General features: G+C 67.5%; 16 protein-coding genes. 11 read left to right on the top strand and 5 right to left on the bottom strand.

The window, feature by feature from the left end:
- Positions 1-3,111, top strand: coding sequence for an error-prone DNA polymerase (locus tag AC5P53_RS12995; protein WP_032957267.1), 3,111 nt, complete (start codon positions 1-3; stop codon positions 3,109-3,111).
- An 81-nt stretch (positions 3,112-3,192) separates the two neighbouring features.
- Positions 3,193-3,699, top strand: a complete 507-nt coding sequence (locus AC5P53_RS12990) for a hypothetical protein (RefSeq protein ID WP_032957269.1) — start codon at positions 3,193-3,195, stop codon at positions 3,697-3,699.
- Positions 3,700-3,801: 102 nt separating this feature from the next.
- Here the strand turns inward: AC5P53_RS12990 and ptsJ are convergent, their stop codons facing one another.
- On the bottom strand, positions 3,802-5,088 hold the full coding sequence (gene ptsJ, locus AC5P53_RS12985; RefSeq protein ID WP_495227410.1) for a MocR-like B6 salvage transcription factor PtsJ: 1,287 nt from the start codon (positions 5,086-5,088) through the stop codon (positions 3,802-3,804).
- A gap of 76 nt (positions 5,089-5,164) precedes the next feature.
- Between ptsJ and AC5P53_RS12980 the strand changes: the two genes are divergently transcribed.
- The 9 genes from AC5P53_RS12980 (at position 5,165) to AC5P53_RS12940 (ending at position 13,020) form a co-directional block, all read left to right on the top strand.
- On the top strand, positions 5,165-5,938 hold the full coding sequence (locus tag AC5P53_RS12980; RefSeq protein WP_041863572.1) for a YggS family pyridoxal phosphate-dependent enzyme: 774 nt from the start codon (positions 5,165-5,167) through the stop codon (positions 5,936-5,938).
- Positions 5,935-6,636 (top strand): glutamine amidotransferase, encoded by a 702-nt coding sequence (locus AC5P53_RS12975; protein ID WP_046431222.1) that lies wholly within the window; start codon positions 5,935-5,937, stop codon positions 6,634-6,636. Before AC5P53_RS12980 ends, AC5P53_RS12975 begins: the two co-directional genes overlap by 4 nt.
- Positions 6,633-6,857, top strand: a complete 225-nt coding sequence (locus tag AC5P53_RS12970; protein ID WP_014647516.1) for a hypothetical protein — start codon at positions 6,633-6,635, stop codon at positions 6,855-6,857. Before AC5P53_RS12975 ends, AC5P53_RS12970 begins: the two co-directional genes overlap by 4 nt.
- Before the next feature lie 71 nt (positions 6,858-6,928).
- The gene (locus AC5P53_RS12965) at positions 6,929-7,435 is read left to right on the top strand and encodes a hypothetical protein (RefSeq protein ID WP_495227409.1); all 507 of its coding nucleotides are present in this window, start codon (positions 6,929-6,931) and stop codon (positions 7,433-7,435) included.
- A 123-nt stretch (positions 7,436-7,558) separates the two neighbouring features.
- On the top strand, positions 7,559-8,068 hold the full coding sequence (locus tag AC5P53_RS12960; RefSeq protein ID WP_495227408.1) for an RNA polymerase sigma factor: 510 nt from the start codon (positions 7,559-7,561) through the stop codon (positions 8,066-8,068).
- A complete protein-coding gene (locus AC5P53_RS12955; RefSeq protein ID WP_049440959.1) occupies positions 8,065-8,991 on the top strand; it encodes a FecR family protein in 927 nt (308 codons plus the stop codon). The genes AC5P53_RS12960 and AC5P53_RS12955 overlap by 4 nt, the downstream gene beginning before the upstream one ends.
- Positions 8,992-9,055: 64 nt before the next feature.
- The gene (locus tag AC5P53_RS12950; protein ID WP_495227407.1) at positions 9,056-11,527 is read left to right on the top strand and encodes a TonB-dependent receptor; all 2,472 of its coding nucleotides are present in this window, start codon (positions 9,056-9,058) and stop codon (positions 11,525-11,527) included.
- A complete protein-coding gene (locus AC5P53_RS12945) occupies positions 11,514-12,314 on the top strand; it encodes a ChaN family lipoprotein (RefSeq protein WP_049440963.1) in 801 nt (266 codons plus the stop codon). Before AC5P53_RS12950 ends, AC5P53_RS12945 begins: the two co-directional genes overlap by 14 nt.
- Positions 12,307-13,020, top strand: coding sequence for an energy transducer TonB family protein (locus tag AC5P53_RS12940; protein ID WP_049406194.1), 714 nt, complete (start codon positions 12,307-12,309; stop codon positions 13,018-13,020). The genes AC5P53_RS12945 and AC5P53_RS12940 overlap by 8 nt, the downstream gene beginning before the upstream one ends.
- Here AC5P53_RS12940 and AC5P53_RS12935 read toward each other — a convergent pair.
- The 4 genes from AC5P53_RS12935 to adiC form a co-directional block, all read right to left on the bottom strand.
- Positions 13,017-13,451 carry a RidA family protein gene (locus AC5P53_RS12935; protein ID WP_014647523.1) on the bottom strand — a complete coding sequence of 145 codons (435 nt, stop codon included), beginning with the start codon at positions 13,449-13,451 and terminating at the stop codon, positions 13,017-13,019. The two genes, AC5P53_RS12940 and AC5P53_RS12935, sit on opposite strands and share 4 nt — an antisense overlap.
- 185 nt (positions 13,452-13,636) lie before the next feature.
- Positions 13,637-14,539 carry a cation diffusion facilitator family transporter gene (locus AC5P53_RS12930; protein ID WP_241887478.1) on the bottom strand — a complete coding sequence of 301 codons (903 nt, stop codon included), beginning with the start codon at positions 14,537-14,539 and terminating at the stop codon, positions 13,637-13,639.
- Between the two features lie 28 nt (positions 14,540-14,567).
- Positions 14,568-16,856, bottom strand: coding sequence for an Orn/Lys/Arg family decarboxylase (locus AC5P53_RS12925; RefSeq protein ID WP_014647525.1), 2,289 nt, complete (start codon positions 16,854-16,856; stop codon positions 14,568-14,570).
- A gap of 20 nt (positions 16,857-16,876) precedes the next feature.
- Positions 16,877-18,229 carry an arginine/agmatine antiporter gene (adiC, locus tag AC5P53_RS12920; protein ID WP_021204506.1) on the bottom strand — a complete coding sequence of 451 codons (1,353 nt, stop codon included), beginning with the start codon at positions 18,227-18,229 and terminating at the stop codon, positions 16,877-16,879.
- Between the last annotated feature and the right edge of the window lie 59 nt (positions 18,230-18,288).

Here is an 18,288-nt window from a genome sequence, read left to right as displayed (position 1 = left end):
ATGCACAGCGAACTGCCCGGCTACGCCGAACTGCACTGCCTGTCGGCCTTCAGTTTCCAGCGCGGTGCTTCGATCGCCGAAGAACTGTTCGCGCGCGCCGCTGGCCAGGGTTACCGGGCACTGGCGATCACCGACGAATGCTCGCTGGCCGGCATCGTGCGCGCCTGGCAGGCGGCGAAGGCGCATGGCGTGGCGCTGATCGTCGGCGCCGAATTCCAGGTCGAGGACGGGCCGAAGCTGGCCCTGCTGTGCACCGACCAGGCCGCCTATGCCGGGCTCTGCCAGTTGATCACCACCTGCCGGCGGCGCGCAGCCAAGGGCGAGTACCGCTGCCTGCGCGAGGATCTGCTCGGCCTGCCCGACGGCCTGCTGTGCCTGTGGCTGGACCGGCAACCGGCCGCCACCGACCTGGAACTGCTGCGCGCCGGCTTCAATGATCGGCTGTGGTTGGCGGTGGAGCTGCACCACGAACACGACGACGCACGCCGCCTGCAGCAGCTGCAGGCCTTCGGCCAACGCCACCGCCTGCCGCTGGTCGCCAGTGGCGACGTGCACATGCACGTGCGCCGCCGCCGCGCCCTGCAGGACACCCTGACCGCGATCCGCCACCGCTGCAGCGTGGCCGAGGCTGGCTGGCGCCTGTTCCCCAACGGCGAGCGCCATCTGCGTCCGCGCACCGCGCTGGCCCAACTGTATCCGCCCGAATTGCTGGCCGAGACCCTGCGCATCGCCGAGCGCTGCCACTTCACCCTGGAACAGCTGCAGTACACCTACCCACGCGAGCTGGTGCCCGAGGGGCATGACCCGGACAGCTGGCTGCGCGTGCTGGTCGAGCGTGGCATTCCCTGGCGCTGGAAAGGCGGCATCGAACCGAAACAACGCGAGCAGATCGAACACGAACTGGCGTTGATCAAGCAGAAGAACTACGCCTCGTACTTCCTCACCGTGCAGGACATCGTGCGCTTCGCGCGCAGCCAGGACATCCTCTGCCAGGGCCGCGGCTCGGCGGCCAACTCCGCGGTGTGCTTCGTGCTGGGCGTGACCGAGATCGACCCGGCACGCAGCAACCTGCTGTTCGAGCGCTTCATCTCCGCCGAGCGCGACGAGCCACCGGATATCGACATCGATTTCGAGCACGAGCGCCGCGAGGAAGTGCTGCAGTACGTGTTCAAGCGCTATGGCCGCGAGCGCGCCGCACTGACCGCGGTGGCAATCAGCTACCGTGGCCGCAGCGCGATCCGCGACGTGGCCCGTGCACTTGGCCTGCCGATGGACCAGGTCAACGAACTGGGCGCGGCGATGGACCACTGGGGCGGCAACATCCCATTGCCGGAAACCCTGCGCGAGCGCGGTTTCGATCCGGACACGCCCTTGATGCGGCGCCTGCTGGCGCTGACCGCCGAGCTGATCGACTTCCCGCGCCACCTGTCGCAGCACCCCGGCGGTTTCGTGATTTCCGAACATCCCCTGTCGACCCTGGTGCCGGTGGAAAACGCGGCGATGGCCGACCGCACCGTCATCCAATGGGACAAGGACGACCTCGACGCCACCGGCCTGATGAAGGTCGACTGCCTGGCGCTGGGCATGCTTACCGCCATCCGCAAGTGCCTGGCCATGCTGAAACAGCATGGCCTGCATGAAGGACGCATGGATGCGATCCCGCCCAAGGATGCAAAGACCTTCGACATGATCTGCGCCGCCGACACCATCGGCGTGTTCCAGATCGAATCGCGCGCACAGATGGCGATGCTGCCGCGCATGCAGCCACGCACGTTCTATGACCTGGTGATCGAGGTGGCAATCGTGCGCCCTGGCCCGATCCAGGGCGACATGGTGCACCCCTATCTGGAGCGGCGCCGGATCCTGCGCGAACAGGGACCGGACGCGTTGAACGACCCGGACAACCCGCTCTACCCACCGCAGCTGGAACGCGTGTTCGCACGCACGCTGGGCGTGCCATTGTTCCAGGAACAGGTGATGCAGCTGGCGGTCGAAGCAGCCGGTTACACGCCTGGCCAGGCCGATGCCCTGCGCCGTTCGATGGCGGCCTGGAAACGCCGTGGCGGCTTGGAACCGCATCGTGAAAAACTGCTGGCAGGCATGTTGAAAAACGGCTTCAGCCGCGAATACGGTGAGCACCTGTTCGAGCAGATCAAGGGGTTCGGTGATTACGGTTTCCCGGAAAGCCACGCCGCCAGCTTCGCCCTGCTGACCTATAACAGCTGCTGGCTGAAATGCCACCATCCGGCCGCGTTCACCGCCAGCCTGATCAACAGCCAGCCGCTGGGTTTCTACAGCCCCGACCAGCTGCTGCAGGACGCGCGCCGGCATGGCATCCGCGTGCTTCCCGTGGACGTGCGCCACAGCGACTGGGACTGCACGCTGGATTTCAGCAGGGGCGCGGCCGCGATCCGGCTCGGCCTGCGCCTGGTCGACGGCTGCAATGAAGCGGCTGTACAGGCCATCATGCGCGAACGTGCACGGCGCCCGTTCGACGATGTGGGCGACCTGTGCCAGCGCACCGCCCTGGATCGCCGCCAGCAGGGCCTGCTGGCCGATGCCGGTGCGCTGCGCGGGCTCAGCGGCCATCGCCATCGTGCACGCTGGGATATCTCCGGCGTGGAGAACCGGCTGCCGCTGTTCGACCAGGCCCGCGCCACCGCTGAAGCACGCGTGCCGCTGCCCCTGCCCAGCGCCTGGGAGGACATGCAGGCCGATTACCGCAGCATCGGCACCACCCTCGGCCGCCACCCGATCTCGTTCCTGCGCACGCAACTGCGCAGCCGCGGCTGCCTGGATGCCGCGCAGCTTGCGGGCCACGGCCATGGCCGTCGCGTGCGCATCGCCGGCCTGGTCCGCATGCGCCAGCGCCCGCAGACCGCCAGTGGCGTTACCTTCCTCACCCTTGAAGACGAGACCGGCATGGTCAATGCCGTGGTCTGGCGGCACCTGGCCGATCGCCAGCACCGGGTCCTGGTCGATACCCGGCTGATGCAGATCGACGGCCGCCTGGAACGCGTCGATGGCGTGCAGCATGTCATCGTGCAGCGCATGCACTGCCTGGATGAACTGTTGCAGGGGTTGCGCAGCCACAGCCGCGATTTCCATTGACGATACACAGCGTCACACAATGAACTGGCCATCGGTCGCCCGCATCCGCTATCGTCGCTGCATCCAAGGAAGGACGACACGATGCCGCGCGCACTGCTGCTGACCACGCTGGTGGTCTCCACACTCGCCCTGCTGGTTTCCGGCTGGACCGCCTGGAGCCTGCATCGCAGCCAATCGCCACAGCGCATCATCGAAGCGCGCGGGCTGATCATCCACGATGGCACGGGCCAACCCCGGGTGATCCTAGGCGCGCCGGTGCCCGACCCCCTCAGCCGGGGCCGTATCCAGGGGCCGCGCGCTACCGCCCTGTCCGGCCTGATCCTGCTCGGCCCGGATGGCTCCGAACGCGGGGGCTATGGCACCAGCGATCGCGGCGGTGAAGCCGTGCTGACCCTGGACGATGCCAATGGCACCACGGAAGTGTTCAAGGTGGTGGCCAACCCGGACCGTGGTGCCAGCCTGATGGTCAAGCACCAGAACAACACCGGCGCCATGCTCACCTCATGGCAGGGCAAGCCGGAACTGATGTTCGTCGATGACAGCGGCCAGTCCTACTACGTGCGCCCGGGCGCCAACGCCGCGCCCTGATCTGCTTCTGTAGCGTCGAGCCATGCTCGACTGCTTCTACCAACAGCAGCCGAGCATGGCTCGGCTCTACAAAGGCGAAGCAACGTCGAGCATCGCTCGACGCTACAGACCGCACACCGCCGCCAGGTCGTCAGCCAGCGGCCGCAGTTGCGCCGCGCCCAGCGCCGCGCAGGTGATGCGCAGGCCATGTGCCGGCGCCGCCACCGCGAACACCTCGCCAGCGCGCACATGCCATCCGCGCGCGGCCAGCGCCAGCACCTGCGGATGGCTGTCGCCCGGCAACGGCAGCCACAGGTTCAATCCCTCCATCGGCAGCGGCGTCGGCACGCCACGCGCGCGCAGTAGTTCCTGCAGCGACTGCAGGCGCTGCTGGTAACGCTCGCCTGCCGAGGCGATCTTCGCCCGCTGCGTTGACGACGCCAGCACCGAGGTTGCCGCGTCCTGCAGCAGGTGACTGACCCAGCCGATACCGGATGCCAATCGCAGCCGCAACCGCATCGCGGTTTCTTCATCGCAGGCCAGCCAGGCCAGCCGCAGGTCGGGGCCGAGCGGTTTGGACAACGAACGCAGCAGCGCCCAGCGCCGCCCATCCAGCGGCAGTACCGAGTGATAGGCCTGCTGCGAGAGCAGCGCATAGTGATCGTCGATCAGCATTGCTACCTGCGGGTACGCCGCCAACAACTGCCGCAACGCCCGCGCCCGCTTCGCATCCAGGCTGGCCCCGGTCGGATTGTGCGCCCGGGGGGTGAGCAGCACCGCACGTGCACCAGCCTCCAGCGCCTGCCGCAGCGATTCGACCTGCATGCCCTGGGCATCCACCGCCACCGGCAACGGCGCATGACCCGACGCATTGAGCACATTGAGGCTGCCGAGGAAGCATGGATCCTCCACCGCGATGCGATCACCCGGCAGCAGCCACGCCGCCAGCAGGCGCTCGATGCCATCGACGGCGCCATGGGTCAGCTCCAGCGCATATCCCTCGGGGCAATCCGCATCCAGCGAGGCGCGTGCCAGCGCCTGCAACCTCGTGTCGACCGTACCCACGCCATACAGCCGCGGCGCCGCCGGGGTCAGGCGCAGGTTCGGCAGCAGGCGCGGATCCGGGTTGCCACCGGCCAGGTCCTGCAGCGCCAGCCCCGGGGTGCTGCCCTCGCGCGCCAGCGGCGGCGGCAGGCCACGCACGACCGTGCCGCGGCGGCCCGCCGTGCTGGCCAGTCCCGCCGCATCCAGGCGCTTGTAGGCAGCAGCCACGGTGTTGCGGTTCACGCCCAGCTGCTCGGCCAGTTCACGCACCGGCGGCAGCACGCTACCGGCCGGCAGGCGGCCCTTGCCGATGCCGTCGCGGATGCTGTCGAAGATCGACTCGGCGCTGTGCCCGGTGATTTTCATTTTGTCCTATGCCAAAATATCTCTTGTCCTGTGCCAGTGTATCCCACCCTGGCCACCCTGCATTGGAGGTGCCCGCATGCCCCTTGCCGCTGCCGACTGGCCCGTCGCCCAGTCCGTTGAACAGATCGCCGCCAACCTGGTCACGGTGCGCCAACGCATCGCCGATGCCTGCGCCCGCGTCGGCCGTGACCCGGCCAGCGTGCGCCTGCTGCCGGTCAGCAAGACCGTCGATGACGCCCGCATCCGCATGGCGGTGGCCGCCGGTTGCCGCGAGCTGGGCGAGAACAAGGTGCAGGAGGCGCAACGCAAGGCCGAGACGATGGCCGATCTTGGCGTGCACTGGTCGGTGATCGGGCATCTGCAGACCAACAAGGCGCGCTACGTGGCGCGCTTCGCCAGCGAGTTCCAGGCGCTGGACAGCCTGCGCGTGGCCGAAGCACTGCAGCAGCGCCTGCAGCTGGAAGACCGCACGCTGGATGTGTTCGTGCAGGTCAACACCTCCGCCGAACCCAGCAAGTACGGCCTGGAACCCGCTGCCGTCGAGGCCTTTGTGCAGCAGCTTCCAGCGTTCGATCGCCTGCGCGTGCGCGGCCTGATGACGCTGGCCATCTTCACCCCGGAGGTCGAGCGCGTGCGTGCCTGCTTCGTGCGCCTGCGCGAACTGCGCGACCAGCTGCAGCGCACTGCACCTCCCGTCATCGACCTTTCGCAGTTGTCGATGGGCATGTCCGGAGACTTCGAAGTGGCGATCGAGGAAGGTGCCACCGTGGTCCGCGTCGGGCAGGCCATCTTCGGCGCACGCGCCACCCCGGACAGTTTCTACTGGCCCAGCAATGGAGCCTCCGCATGAAGCACGCGGTCGTCCTGCAACACGTCGCCTTTGAAGACCTCGGCACCCTGCAGCCACTGCTGTCGGCACAGGGCTGGCAGCTGCAGGTGCTGCAGGCCGGTATCGACGCGCTCGACTCCGCCGAAACCGCCGACCTGCTGGTCGTGCTGGGCGGCCCGGTCAGCGTCAACGATGTTGATCGCTATCCCTTCCTCAACGACAGCATCGCGTTGTTGCAACGTCGGCTGCAGCAGCAACGGCCCACGCTGGGCATCTGCCTCGGCGCGCAGCTGATGGCGCGCGCACTCGGTGCCGACGTCGCCGCCAGTGGCGGCAAGGAGATCGGCTTTGCGCCGCTGCTGCTCACCGATGACGGCCAACGCTCGCCACTGCAGGCCCTGCAGGGCATTCCGGTACTGCATTGGCATGGCGAGGCGTTCGAACTCCCGGCCGGTGCACGTCGCCTGGCCAGCACGCCGGCCTGCCGCCACCAGGCCTTCGCCATGGGCAGCCATGCGTTGGCCCTGCAATGCCACCCGGAACTGGATGCCCGCCAGTTCGAACGCTGGCTGATCGGCCACACCCTGGAGCTGGCGCAGGCCGGCATCGATCCGAACGATCTTCGCGCCCAGGCACGCCGTTACGGTGCACCGCTGGCAGCGGCGGCCACCGCGATGTTCGACCATTGGCTGCAGGAGCTGCCGGAGACACCGCAATGAACTACCGATTGCAGATCCACCGCGATGGCGCCCACTGGGGCCACTTCGACTGCAGCGGCCCCGATGCCATGCAACGCATGGACACCATCGCCGCGCAGCTGCCTGCCGAACAGGGCTTCCAGCTGAAACGGCAGAAAGGTGTCGGCGAAGAGCGCATCCTGTCCAGCAATGCCGACGGCCTGCGCGTACTGGCTTCGCAGATCCAGTACCGCGACATCTGACGATCGTCACGGTAGTGCCGGCCGCTGGCCGGCACTACCAAGGCTGTTCGCCCGCGTGCGAAGCTTCACGCATGCTGACCCTGCAACGCGGCAGCCACCACGGGCTGCTGGTCGCCCCGCGCTGGCCCTCCACCCGTCTCCAGCTGGAAGAAGAGGTACTGCAACGCCTGCTCGATGCGCAGGCAATGCTGCCTGCCGGGCTGCGACTGCTGCTCACGCGCGGCTTCGAACCCAGCCACAGCTGGCTCGGCAGCTTCCGTCGTGGCGTGCGTTGGCTCGGTATCGCGTTGTTCCGGGCCTGCTATCCGCAACGCCATGATGAGGTCGATGCCATCTTCGGCTCCAACGGCCACGACATCGAAGGCCGTCATATCGATGTCTCGCTGGTACTGCACGGCAAGCGGCTACGGCTGCTGCCCGTGGGCGTATTCACCCCGCCACGCTGGCAGGATCGTCGCGTCGCCCGCCATGCCGAAGCGGTCGCGCGGGTGAAGCGCAGCCTGCAGCGCTGCGGCTTCGAGCTGCATCACAACCCCACCGAAGCCCTGCAGATCCACTGCGATTATCGCCCGCGCTGATCTCCCGTCCCGGGCAGGCGTGTCACACGCATCGATAGATGCAAATGATTCTCTTTTGCTGTAAGGTGCAGCCGTTGCCCTTGCCGCCGCGGGCTGTTCCCTTTCCTAGTTGTCGCCCGCCCCGTGTCCACGCCTGTCGAACCGACGGATGTCGCGCAGCTGTGCGCGGCCCATTACCGGCCGCTGCACGCCCATGTCCGCCGTAAACTCCCGCAACGCAGCGACGCCGATGACGTCGTCCAGGAAACCTGGCTGCGTGTCATCAAGGTCGCCACCAGCGGCCTGCTGCGCAACGGCCGCGCCTACCTGTACCGCGTCGCCCACAATCTGATCGCCGATCACTACCGGCAACGCCAGCGCCGTCGTGAGGAAGCGCTGGATCACGTCCAACTGCACGCCCTCGCCGATCCTGCACCGCTGCCGGAGCAGCACCTGCTGGACGCCGAACAGCTGCGCCATCTCGACGCGATCATCGCCGCGCTGCCACCGCGCTCGCGCCAGGTATTCCTGCTGGCCCGGGTGGAGCAGATGGCACTGGCCGAGATCGGCCGCCGGCTCGGCATCAGCCGGCAGACCGCGCACGGCCATCTGCTGCGTGCGCTGGTGGCGCTGCAGCAGGTACCCGGCGCATGAGCCCGGAGGCGATCGCGCGCGAGGCCGCACGTTGGTGGCTGGACGGCCACGACGGCGGTCGCGACGAGCGTGCCTTCAACCAGTGGTACTACGCCGATTGCCGCCACGCCGCGCAGTACCAGCACCTGCAGGCGCTCTGGCAGGCCGGTGATGCCACGCCCAGCCTGCAGCGGCATCAGCGCAAGCGGCAGCGCCGGCACCTGCGCGACGCCAGCACTGCCGTGCTGCTGCTTTGCGCCTTGGGCCTGTATACCCGCCAGGCCGCACCACCGGCCGCGCAGGTGATGCGCACGGCGACAGGCGAGATCCGTGAAGAAGTACTGCCGGACGGCTCGCACGTGCTGCTGTCACCCGGAAGCGAAGTCCATGTCCGCATCGATGCACAGCGCCGCCAGCTGCAGCTGCAGCACGGCCAAGCCTGGTTCAAGGTAGCCGCCGATGCGCAGCATCCGTTCCAGGTGCATACGACGCACGGCATGGTCACCGCGCTCGGCACGGCCTTCGACCTTGCCGTGCAGGACAACGACAGCGTGGTCACCGTCACCGAGCATCGCGTCCGTGTGGACAGCGGCACCCGCAGTGAGCAGGCCATCGAAGGGCAGCAGCTGCGCTTCGATGGCCAGGCACCGATCATCGGCCTGGCCGCCAGCCACAGTGCCCTGGCCTGGCGCGAGCGTCGCCTGCATTGGGTCTCCACGCCCTTGGCCGAGGTCACCCAGGGCCTGGATCGCTGGCATGGCGGCCACACCTGGATCATCGGCGCACACCTGCGCCAGCAGCCGGTCACCCTGCTCGGCAGTGCAGACGGCGCGGCGCGCAGCCGCGACCAGCTGGCCACGCAGCTGCATGTACGCGTGCTCCGCCTGGGCGCGGGCGTGCAGGTGTGGCTGCCGCCACGCAGGGAACATCGCGATGCACCCTGACATCGGCCCTGCCACTGCGTCTACCCAAGATGACGACGCGCTGCGTCAGCCCCTGGAGCTCCCGATGCTGTTTCACCGTCCCCTTGTCCTCGCCCTGTCACTGGCCTGCGCCAGTCCGCTTCCGTTGTTACCTGCCAGCGCACACGCGCAGGCCACCTCCCGCCACTTCGATCTTCCTGCGCAACCGCTGGCCAGCGCGCTGGATGCCTACAGTCGGCTGACCGGTGTCGATCTGGTGATCCGCGCGGCATTGCCAGGCGGCCAGACGGCGCCGGCACTACGCGGACGGTTCGACGACGCGCAGGCCCTGTCGCGCCTGCTGGCCGGTAGCGGCCTGCGCCCCCGTTTCATCGACGCGCGCCGCGCCACCCTGGAACCGGCGCCGGCCGCCCCCTCAGATGGCAGCCGTCGAACCGGCCCGCTGCGCGTACAGGGCGATATCGCACACGGCCATTCCCCCGGTGCAGGCGCCAGCCAGTATGTCCCGGCGGCCCGCGATGGCTTTGCGCCCGCCGTCGGCAGCGAGCGCGTGGCGATGGCCGAACGCCAGGACGGCAACAGCCTGCTGCGTTCGATGCCCGGCACCCACACTTTCCACTCGCGCAGCCAGCCCGGCCTGCAGGTCAACATCCGCGGCATGACCGGCGCCGGGCGGGTCAACACCATGATCGATGGTGTCACCCAGACCTTCCGCAACAACGCGGGCCATGGCTCCGGCGGTCCGTTCGCCTACGTCGACCCTTTCCTGCTGGCCGGTGTGGACGTGCAACGCGGTGCGGTCGCCGGTGGTGATGGTGCCGGCACGCTGGCCGGCAGTGCCAATTTCCGCACGCTGGACATCGACGACCTGCTCGGCGAAGGCCGTGACTGGGGCCTGCGTGCGGGCTATCGCCATGGCAACAACGGCTATGGCAGCGGCCGCACCTTCGCCGGCGCATGGCGCCACAGCGAGGACGGCGGTGACCGCCAGTTCGGCCTGCTGGCCGCTGCCAGCAGCAGTCGCAGCGGCGAGTACGCCACGGCACGCGGGCAGAAGAACAATGCCGACCCCGGCAGCCAGCAGCCCAGCAGCTGGCTGTTGAAAGCACGCCTGCAGCCCAGTGACCAGCATCGGCTGGACCTGAGCCACATGCGCTACGAAAACGACTTCTACCACAACTACCCGTGGCAGATTTCCGCACGCAACCAGCGCGCCAGCTACCACTACACGCCCTACACGCCGTGGATCGACCTGCGCGCGACCTTCGCCGGCAACAAGACCCGGCTGTTCTATCCACCCGTGGAGGATTCCAGCTACATCGGCCGCCGCACCCACAGCAGCCTGAGCAGCTGGACGCTCGACAACACCAGCCGCTTCGATATCGGTGCACTGCAGGCACGCTGGAACACCGGCATCAAGCACCAGTCGGACGTCTACGTGGCCGACACCCCCATCCTGCGCGGCGCCAACCCCCAGGGCCGCAGCCAGCTGGACAGCGTGTTCAGCACGCTGGAACTGCAGTACGACATCTACGCGCTGACTGCAGGCCTGCGCCAGGATCGCTATGGCATCCGCGGCCACGTCCCGGTGTGCTCGGATGTGCCTGGCCAGTGCGCCGAGATCAACGGCGGCGGCATCGACGTGCGCCGTACCCAGCGCGCACTCAGCCCCAGCCTGGCGGTCTCGTGGCAGGCCACCGACTGGCTGCAACTGTTCGCCGAAGCCTCGCGTACTTCCCGCCCGCCGCGCGTGCAGGAGATGTTCTTCGAGAAGATCCCGCTGGAAGGCATGAGCGATGCCGACGGCGTGGGTGCCAACCCGTTCCTGCGCCGTGAGCGCTCGCGCAACCTGCAGTTCGGCGCCAACCTCAGCGCCTCCTCGCTGCTGACCGACGGTGACCTCGCGCAGCTGCGCGTCACCCGCTTCGACAACCGCATACGCGACTACATCAAGCCGCAGTACCTGCTGATCGTGCACCCGCCGGAGGTGGGGCCTTTCGTGGTACCGATCGACAGCGATCAGCAGCTCACTGCCTGGACCGATGCCCTGGACGTGGACGACTTCAGCACCACCACGCGCTGGATGAACCACCCCGGCGTGGTGCGCATGCGCGGTATCGAGCTGGAAGCGCACTACGCCAGCGCGCACTACCACGCCACGCTGAGCTGGACCCGCTCGCGCACCAGTGCGCCTGCCATCGAATTCGTCAACCTGGAAGACATCACCGCCCTGCCCGACCACTTCTGGACGTTGGATGTCGGCGGCCGCTGGTGGCAGCAGCGCGTGCAGGCCGGCCTGCGCGCCGAATACTCCGGGCCCACCGAAGAAGGCTACGACTTCTTCCAGACCCGCAGGACCGGCGGTACCGGTGTACTGCTCGACTTCTACGCCAGCTTCAAGCCCCAGCCCAACACCACGCTGTGGCTGAACATCGAAAACCTGCAGAACAAGGCCTATGACAACAATGCCTCGATCGACAGCATCTTCAGCCCGATCCTGGACCGCGGCAACGGCCGTGGCCGCACCGTCTCGATGGGCGTCAATGTGGCGTTCTAGCCGTCGCTGGCTGCCGCTGTGCCTGCTCGCACTGGCCGCAATCGCCAGCGCGCAGCCGATGCCCGGCACGGTGATCGACCTGGCCAGCGGGCAGCGCCTGGACGAAGCCGCGTTCGTGAAGCGTGCAGCGAACGCCCCGCGGCTGCTGCTGGGCGAACGCCACGACCTGGCCGGTGACCACGCCGCCCAGCGCTGGCTGCTGCACGCGCTGCAACGGCAGCGTCCACAAGGTGCGCTGGTAATGGAGATGATCGCCAGTGAACGCCAACCGCGCCTGCAGCGGGTGCAGCGCTGGCTGGCCAAGGGCAACCATGCCGATGGTGCGCACCTGCAGGCGCTGCTGGGCTGGGATACACGCTGGCCGTGGGCCACCTATGGCGGGCTGGTACAGGACGCCACCGCCGCCGGCATCCCCCTGTTCGGCGGCAACCTGTCGCGTGCCGAGGTCAATGCGTTGCTTGCCTCCAACACGTCGGTGCGGTTTCCGATGCCCACCGCCCGGCAACGCCTGTCGGCCGTGGTGCTGGCCCAGCACGCAGACGCCGCACCGATGCTGGAAGGGATGCTGGCCGTGCAACAGGCCCGCGACACCCGCATGGCACAGGCACTGACCGCAGCCCCTGCACCCGCGCTGCTGGTGGCCGGCCGCTGGCATGTACTGCGCGGCACCGGCGTGCCGGGCTACCTGCCACCGGAGGTACCGGCACTGGTGATCGCGCTTGCGTCACCCGACGAAGGCGTCGATGCGGCCGACGCCGATCTGCTGTGGGTGCCGGGCGATGAGTGAACGCGGCCAACACTGGCAGGCGATTGCCATCAGCATCGGCCTGCACCTGTTGCCCTTGCTGCTGTTGGTGCACTGGATGGCCGCGCCACCGTTGCTGCCGCCGCCTGAGCAGGATGTGCGCATCAGCCTGCGCCTGCTGGCACCGGCTACGCCTCCCCAGCCGGTCGAAGAGCGCCTGGCCGACACCCCCAGCCAGGCGCAGCAGGCGCGCGCGTCGCAACCGGCGAAGTCGCCCCCTCCGCCAAAGCCCACCGCCGCGCGCGAGGGCGAGGTGGCCGCCAGCGAGCTCGGTGGCCCTGGCCGGCAAGCCCTGCCGGTCGCCCCGCCTGCGGCCGTGACCGATGCGAGTCCCGCACCGGCATCGATCACGGCCGCGCCGCCCGCTCCCGACGCACCACCGGCGGACTTCCAGGCCGGCGCCGCCAGCGACCAGTGGGAAGCCCGCCTGATGGCGCGGCTGGAGCGTTATCGCTACTACCCCGCCGTCGCGCGCTCGCGCCGGCAGCAGGGAACGACCTGGGTCAGGGCCAGCATCGATCGCGAGGGACGCCTGCAGGCCCTGCGGCTGGAGCAGTCCAGCGGCCAACCGATGCTCGACGACGCCGCACTGCAGACGTTCCGCCGCGCGCAGCCGCTGCCGCCCATTCCCATGGAAATGAAGGCACCGCAGGAACTGGTGGTGCCGGTGGAGTACTACCTGCGCTAGGCGGCGTAGGCCTCCGCCTCGATCTCGAACAGCATGCCGTCCAGCGCCAGCCGTGGCACAGGAATCAGGGTGCAGGTCGGCGCTGCGCCGTTCGGCCAACGCCGCCGTACCTGCCGGGCGATGATGCCCAGCCGGTCCTCGTCGTGGTCGACCACCAGGATGCGCAACCGCGCGACATCGGCCAGGCTGGCCTGCGCCGAACGCAATGCGATCTGCAGGTTGTCCAGTGCCTGCTCGACCTGTTCCCCGAAGCCGGGAGAGAGATGACCATCGGCATCCTCACCGCCCTGCCCGGCGATATGGATCACCCGGGCGGGAAGGCGCACCACCGCCACGTGCGAGTAGCCGTTGGCCGAGGGGTCGTAAAGCCCCGCAGGATTGAACAGTTCCAGCAGGCCGTGACTGAGGTCCGGGGTGGTCAGCAGGTTCATGCCGCATGCCTCATGGGGAATGCGAGGCAGTCTGCGACCTCAACCAGAGTTGAGGTCAAACCGATCCGCTGCAACAGTCCGGTCCGCCATGCGCAACGATCGTGCCCACGTGTAGAGCCGAGCCCACGCTCGGCTGCTCAGCGCGAATGGCAGCCGAGCATGGGCTCGGCTCTACCGTTCCCGGCTCACGTCCACGCCGGGTCTGCGGTGAAATCGATGGTCAACCAGAAAGTACTGCCCCGCGCATCCAGCCGCACCGCGATCTCATCGCGCATCGCATCGACTTCGCCTACCGACCCCAGCGGCGTGATCGGGTCAGCCAATACATGGATCTCGATGAAGCGCATCCGCCCCATCTTCGCCACATGGCTGGTGAAACCGGTATAGCCACGCTCGGCCACGAACGCCTGCATCACCCGCTGCACGCGCCGGTCCAGATCATCCGGCGCCACCTGCAGCACTTCGCGCATGGCCTTCCACGCGCTGCGCGCCGGCACCGGCAGCATCGCCAGGCTGATCAATGCCAGCACGATCGAATCCAGGTACGGCACCCAATGGTGCCACTCACCACCGTGCAGGACCAGCGCCAACACGAAGGCCAGCACCACTGCCAGGCTCATCAACCCGCCCAGCAGCCAGCCACGCACATCCAGCCATAACAGCGCGGAGCGCAGATGCCGCGCCCGCTGCGCAACGAACGCCGCCATCGCCAGGTTGCTGGCACTCAGCAGCGCCGCCCACCACAGCGCGGGCCCGAATTTCACTTCGTGCCCGCCCGTGGTCAGGCCGATCACCGCGTTGGCCAGCGCATACACGCAGGCCAGCGACAGGATCACACCACCCAGCGCTTCGACCATCGGCTCCAGGTGCCAGTAGCCATACTGGAAGCGCGGGCTTTGTTCCCGCGCCACCAGCCGCAGCACCGACAACGACACCAGGGTCAGGGCGACGTCGACCAGGCTGTACACGCCGTCGAACAGGATGGCCTGCGATCCCACCAGCAGGCCACCGCCGAAGCCGACCGCGCTCACCGCAAGGGTGACCCCGATCGAGAACGTCAGGATGCGTTGCTCGCGCGCGGTATCCATCGTTCGCCGATGAGCCGACCGTTACGGGTCAGGCCTTCAGCACCTCCACCTTGTACGAGACCGCATCACCCTCCTGCTCGATGATGAGCCCGTGCACGTCCGATTCGAAGCCCGGGAAACGGGCGTTCTGCTCGCGGGCGATGCGCAGCGACTGGATGATCGGCTCGTCGCTGTCGCCGAAGCGCTCGCCCGGCATGATGGTCGGGATGCCCGGCGGGTACGGCACCAGCATGGTCGCCGCGATGCGGCCACTGATCTGCTCGATGTCGACCCGCTCGATCTCGCCCTTGACCAGGTGGTTGTAGGCATCGGCCGGGGTCATCACCGGCGTCGGCAGGTCCACGTACATCTCGCGCATCACCTTGGCCACGGCAAATTCCTGGTTGAACGCATGCAGCGCGTCGCACAGGTCACGCAGGCCCCAGCCAGCGTAGGCATTCGGATAATCGGCGGCCAGCGTCGGCAGTGCCTGGCTCAGCGGCGCATTGCGGTCGTACAGTTCCTTGAACGCCATCAGCTCGGTGACCAGGGTGCTCCACTTGCCCTTGGTGATGCCCATCGAGAACAGGAACAGCACCGAGTACAGGTTGGTCTTCTCCACGGTGATGCCGCGGCCCCACAGGAACTTGCTCAGCACCGCCGCCGGGATGCCCAGCCTGCCCATGCTGCCGTCCATTGCCAGGCCCGGGGTCAGCAGGGTCACCTTGATCGGGTCGATCAGAACATAGTCATCCACCAGGTTCTCGAAGCCGTGCCAGTGCGCATCCGGCTGCAGGTACCACTCCTCGCGCTTGGCCACCATCGGTGCCGGCGTATCGCCCTTGTCCAGGCTGCGCTCGACCTGGGTCGGCTGCCACACGCTGAACCACCAGTCGTCGCGGCCGAGATCATCGCGGACGTGCAGCATCGCGCGGCGGAAGGCGATCGCCTCGTCGTGCATTTCCTGCACCAGCGAACGGCCGGCGTCGCCTTCCATCATCTTCGACGCCACATCGCAGGCCGCGATCACCCCGTAGTGCGGGCTGGTCGAGGTGTGCATCATGAACGATTCGTTGAAGCGCTCGGCATCGAGGTTGCGTTGCGCCGAGTTGCGCACGTGGATCATCGAGGCCTGCGAAAACGCCGCCAGCAGCTTGTGGGTGGAATGCGTGGTGAAAATGATCGCATCCTGCTCACGCGGCTTGCCCTTGGCCATGCCGTAGTGGTTCTCGTAGAACGGGTGGAACGCGGCGTAGGCGTACCAGGCTTCGTCGAAATGCAGGAAATCGACTGCGCTGCCGATCTCGTCGGCGATCTTCTCGGCGTTGTAGCACAGGCCGTCGTAGGTCGAATTGGTGACCACCGCGATGCGCGGCTTGGAGCCGGCCTTGTAGGCCTGGCTGGCCAGCGGATTGGCGGCGATGCGCTGCTGCAGCGACTCCGGCGTGAACTGGTCCAGGCTGATCGGGCCGATGATCCCGTGCGCGTTGCGGCTGGGCGTGAAGTACACCGGCACCGCACCCGTCATGATCAGCGCGTGCAGCAGCGACTTGTGGCAGTTGCGGTCAACGAACACCACGTCGCCGCGGGCCACCGTGCCATGCCAGACGATCTTGTTGGCGGTGGAGGTGCCGTTGGTGACGAAGAAGGTGTGGTCGGCACCGAAGTTGCGTGCCGCCTCGTTCTCGGCATCCTTGATCGGGCCGGTGTGATCGAGCAGCGAGCCCAGCTCCGGCACCGAGATCGACAGATCGCTGCGCAGGGTGTTCTCGCCATAGAACTGATGGAATGCGCGGCCGACCGGCGACTTGGTGAATGCCACGCCGCCGGCATGGCCCGGCGTATGCCAGGAATAGTTCGACTCGGCCGCATGATGGATCAGCGCCTTGAAGAACGGCGGCAGCAGGTTCTTCATGTAGTCTTCGGCCGCGCGCATCACCTGCCGCGAGATGAAGCTCTTGGTGTCTTCGAACAGGAAGATGAAACCGTGGATGTACTTGAGCAGCTTGCTCGGCACCTTCTCGATGGTGCGGCGCTCGCCGTACAGGAACACCGGCAGATTGGCACGGCGTGCGCTCTGCTCGCGCAGGAAGGCGGTCAGGCGCTGGAACTCGCCATCCACCTCTTCGCTGCCATCGATCGAGATCAGCACCGCCGAGGCCGCCACGTAGGTGCGGGCACCGGCCCGGGCGTCATCCAGGTTCAGCCCGCACAGCACGCGCTGGTCGTTGCTGCGCAGCTCTTCCACCAGCGCACGGATCAGGATGCCACCGATGCGCGGCGACTCGTAGTCGTTGTCGATGACAATGACCGGGTAGTCCAGGGACTTGAAGTACACGTTGATTCTCCTTGTCGAACTCAGGAATGCCGGGCGCCGGCGCTGATCGCCGAGGCCTCGCGGGCGCGCTGCCGCTGCTGGCGGCGCTCCTCGCTGAAGAAGGGATAGAACACGGTGATGAACAGCACGAACAGGAAGGCGTACTGCACGATGGTCCCCGACGAGCCGTAGATCGCCCACAGGCAGTACACGACGGTCAGGCTGGTCAGCGTCCAGAACGCACCGGTGTGGACCAGGGTGTGCGAACGCTCGACCACGAAGTAGCACGCCACGCACGAGTAGATGTAGGGCAGCAGGGTCAGCACCACGGCCGCCGACGTGATCACGTCGAACTGGGCCGACGCGGTTTCCGAGGTGGAGGTCACCAGCACCGCCAGGGTCATCAGCACCGCCACGATCAGCACGCCCTTGACCGGCACGTCGTCCTTGTTGGTCTTGCTGAAGATGCTCGGGAACAGGCCGTCATCCGACGCTGCCTTGGCACTCTGCGCGGTCAGCAGGATCCAGCCACCCAGCGAGCCGGCGGCACCGATGAAGGCGCACAGGCTGACCAGCGCGCCGCCCCAGCCACCGACCGCCTTGGCCGCCGCCAGCGCGAACGGTGCGTCGGACACCTGCAGTTCCGCGTTCGGCACCATGCCCATGATCACCGACGAACTGGCGATGTAGGCGATGGCAGCCAGGAACACGCCGGCCAGCGTCGCGCGGGCGACGTTCTTCTCCGGATTTTCGACCACACCGGCAGTCACCGATGCAGACTCGACGCCGATGAAGGCCCACAGGGTCAGTGCCGCGGCGCTCGAGATCGCACCGAAGTTCGACTCGCCAGACACGTTGTAGGCGCCCTTGAAGATGTCGGCATCGAAGAAGAACCAGCCGAAAATGGCGATGCCCAGGATCGGCACCAACGCAAAGCTGGTGGTGACCGTCTGCACGCGGCTGACGAAGGCCGGACCGATCACGTTGGCAAAGCTCAGTGCCCACACCAGCACCAGCACCGCGATGCAACGCACCAGCGGCTCGGACAGGATCGGGAAGAAATAGCTGAAATAGCCCACCGCCGCGATCGGAATGGCGACGTTGCCGATCCAGTTGGCGAACCAGTAGATGGTGTTGGTCTGGAAGCCCATGTACGGCCCGAACCAGTCGCGCGCGTAGGCATAGGGACCGCCCGCCTTGGGTGCGAGCTTGCCCAGCTTGGCGAACACGAAGGCCAGCAGCAGCGCACCGGCGGTGGTGATCAGCCAGCCCCAGATCGAGGCGGTACCGATCTTGGCCAGGCTGGACGGCAACAGGAACACGCCTGAGCCCATCATGTTGCCGGCGACGAGGAAGGTGGCTCCGACCACCCCGATTTTCTTTGCTTCTGCCATGACGATCTCCGGTACTGGCATGAGCCCGGCAGCACCGGGCGTGGGGACGGTTACGCTGG

This window comes from Stenotrophomonas sp. YJH_SMC_82 (assembly GCF_059368875.1).
Note: the sequence above shows the minus strand (reverse complement) of the source record. Positions and strands in the feature narration are given on the sequence as shown.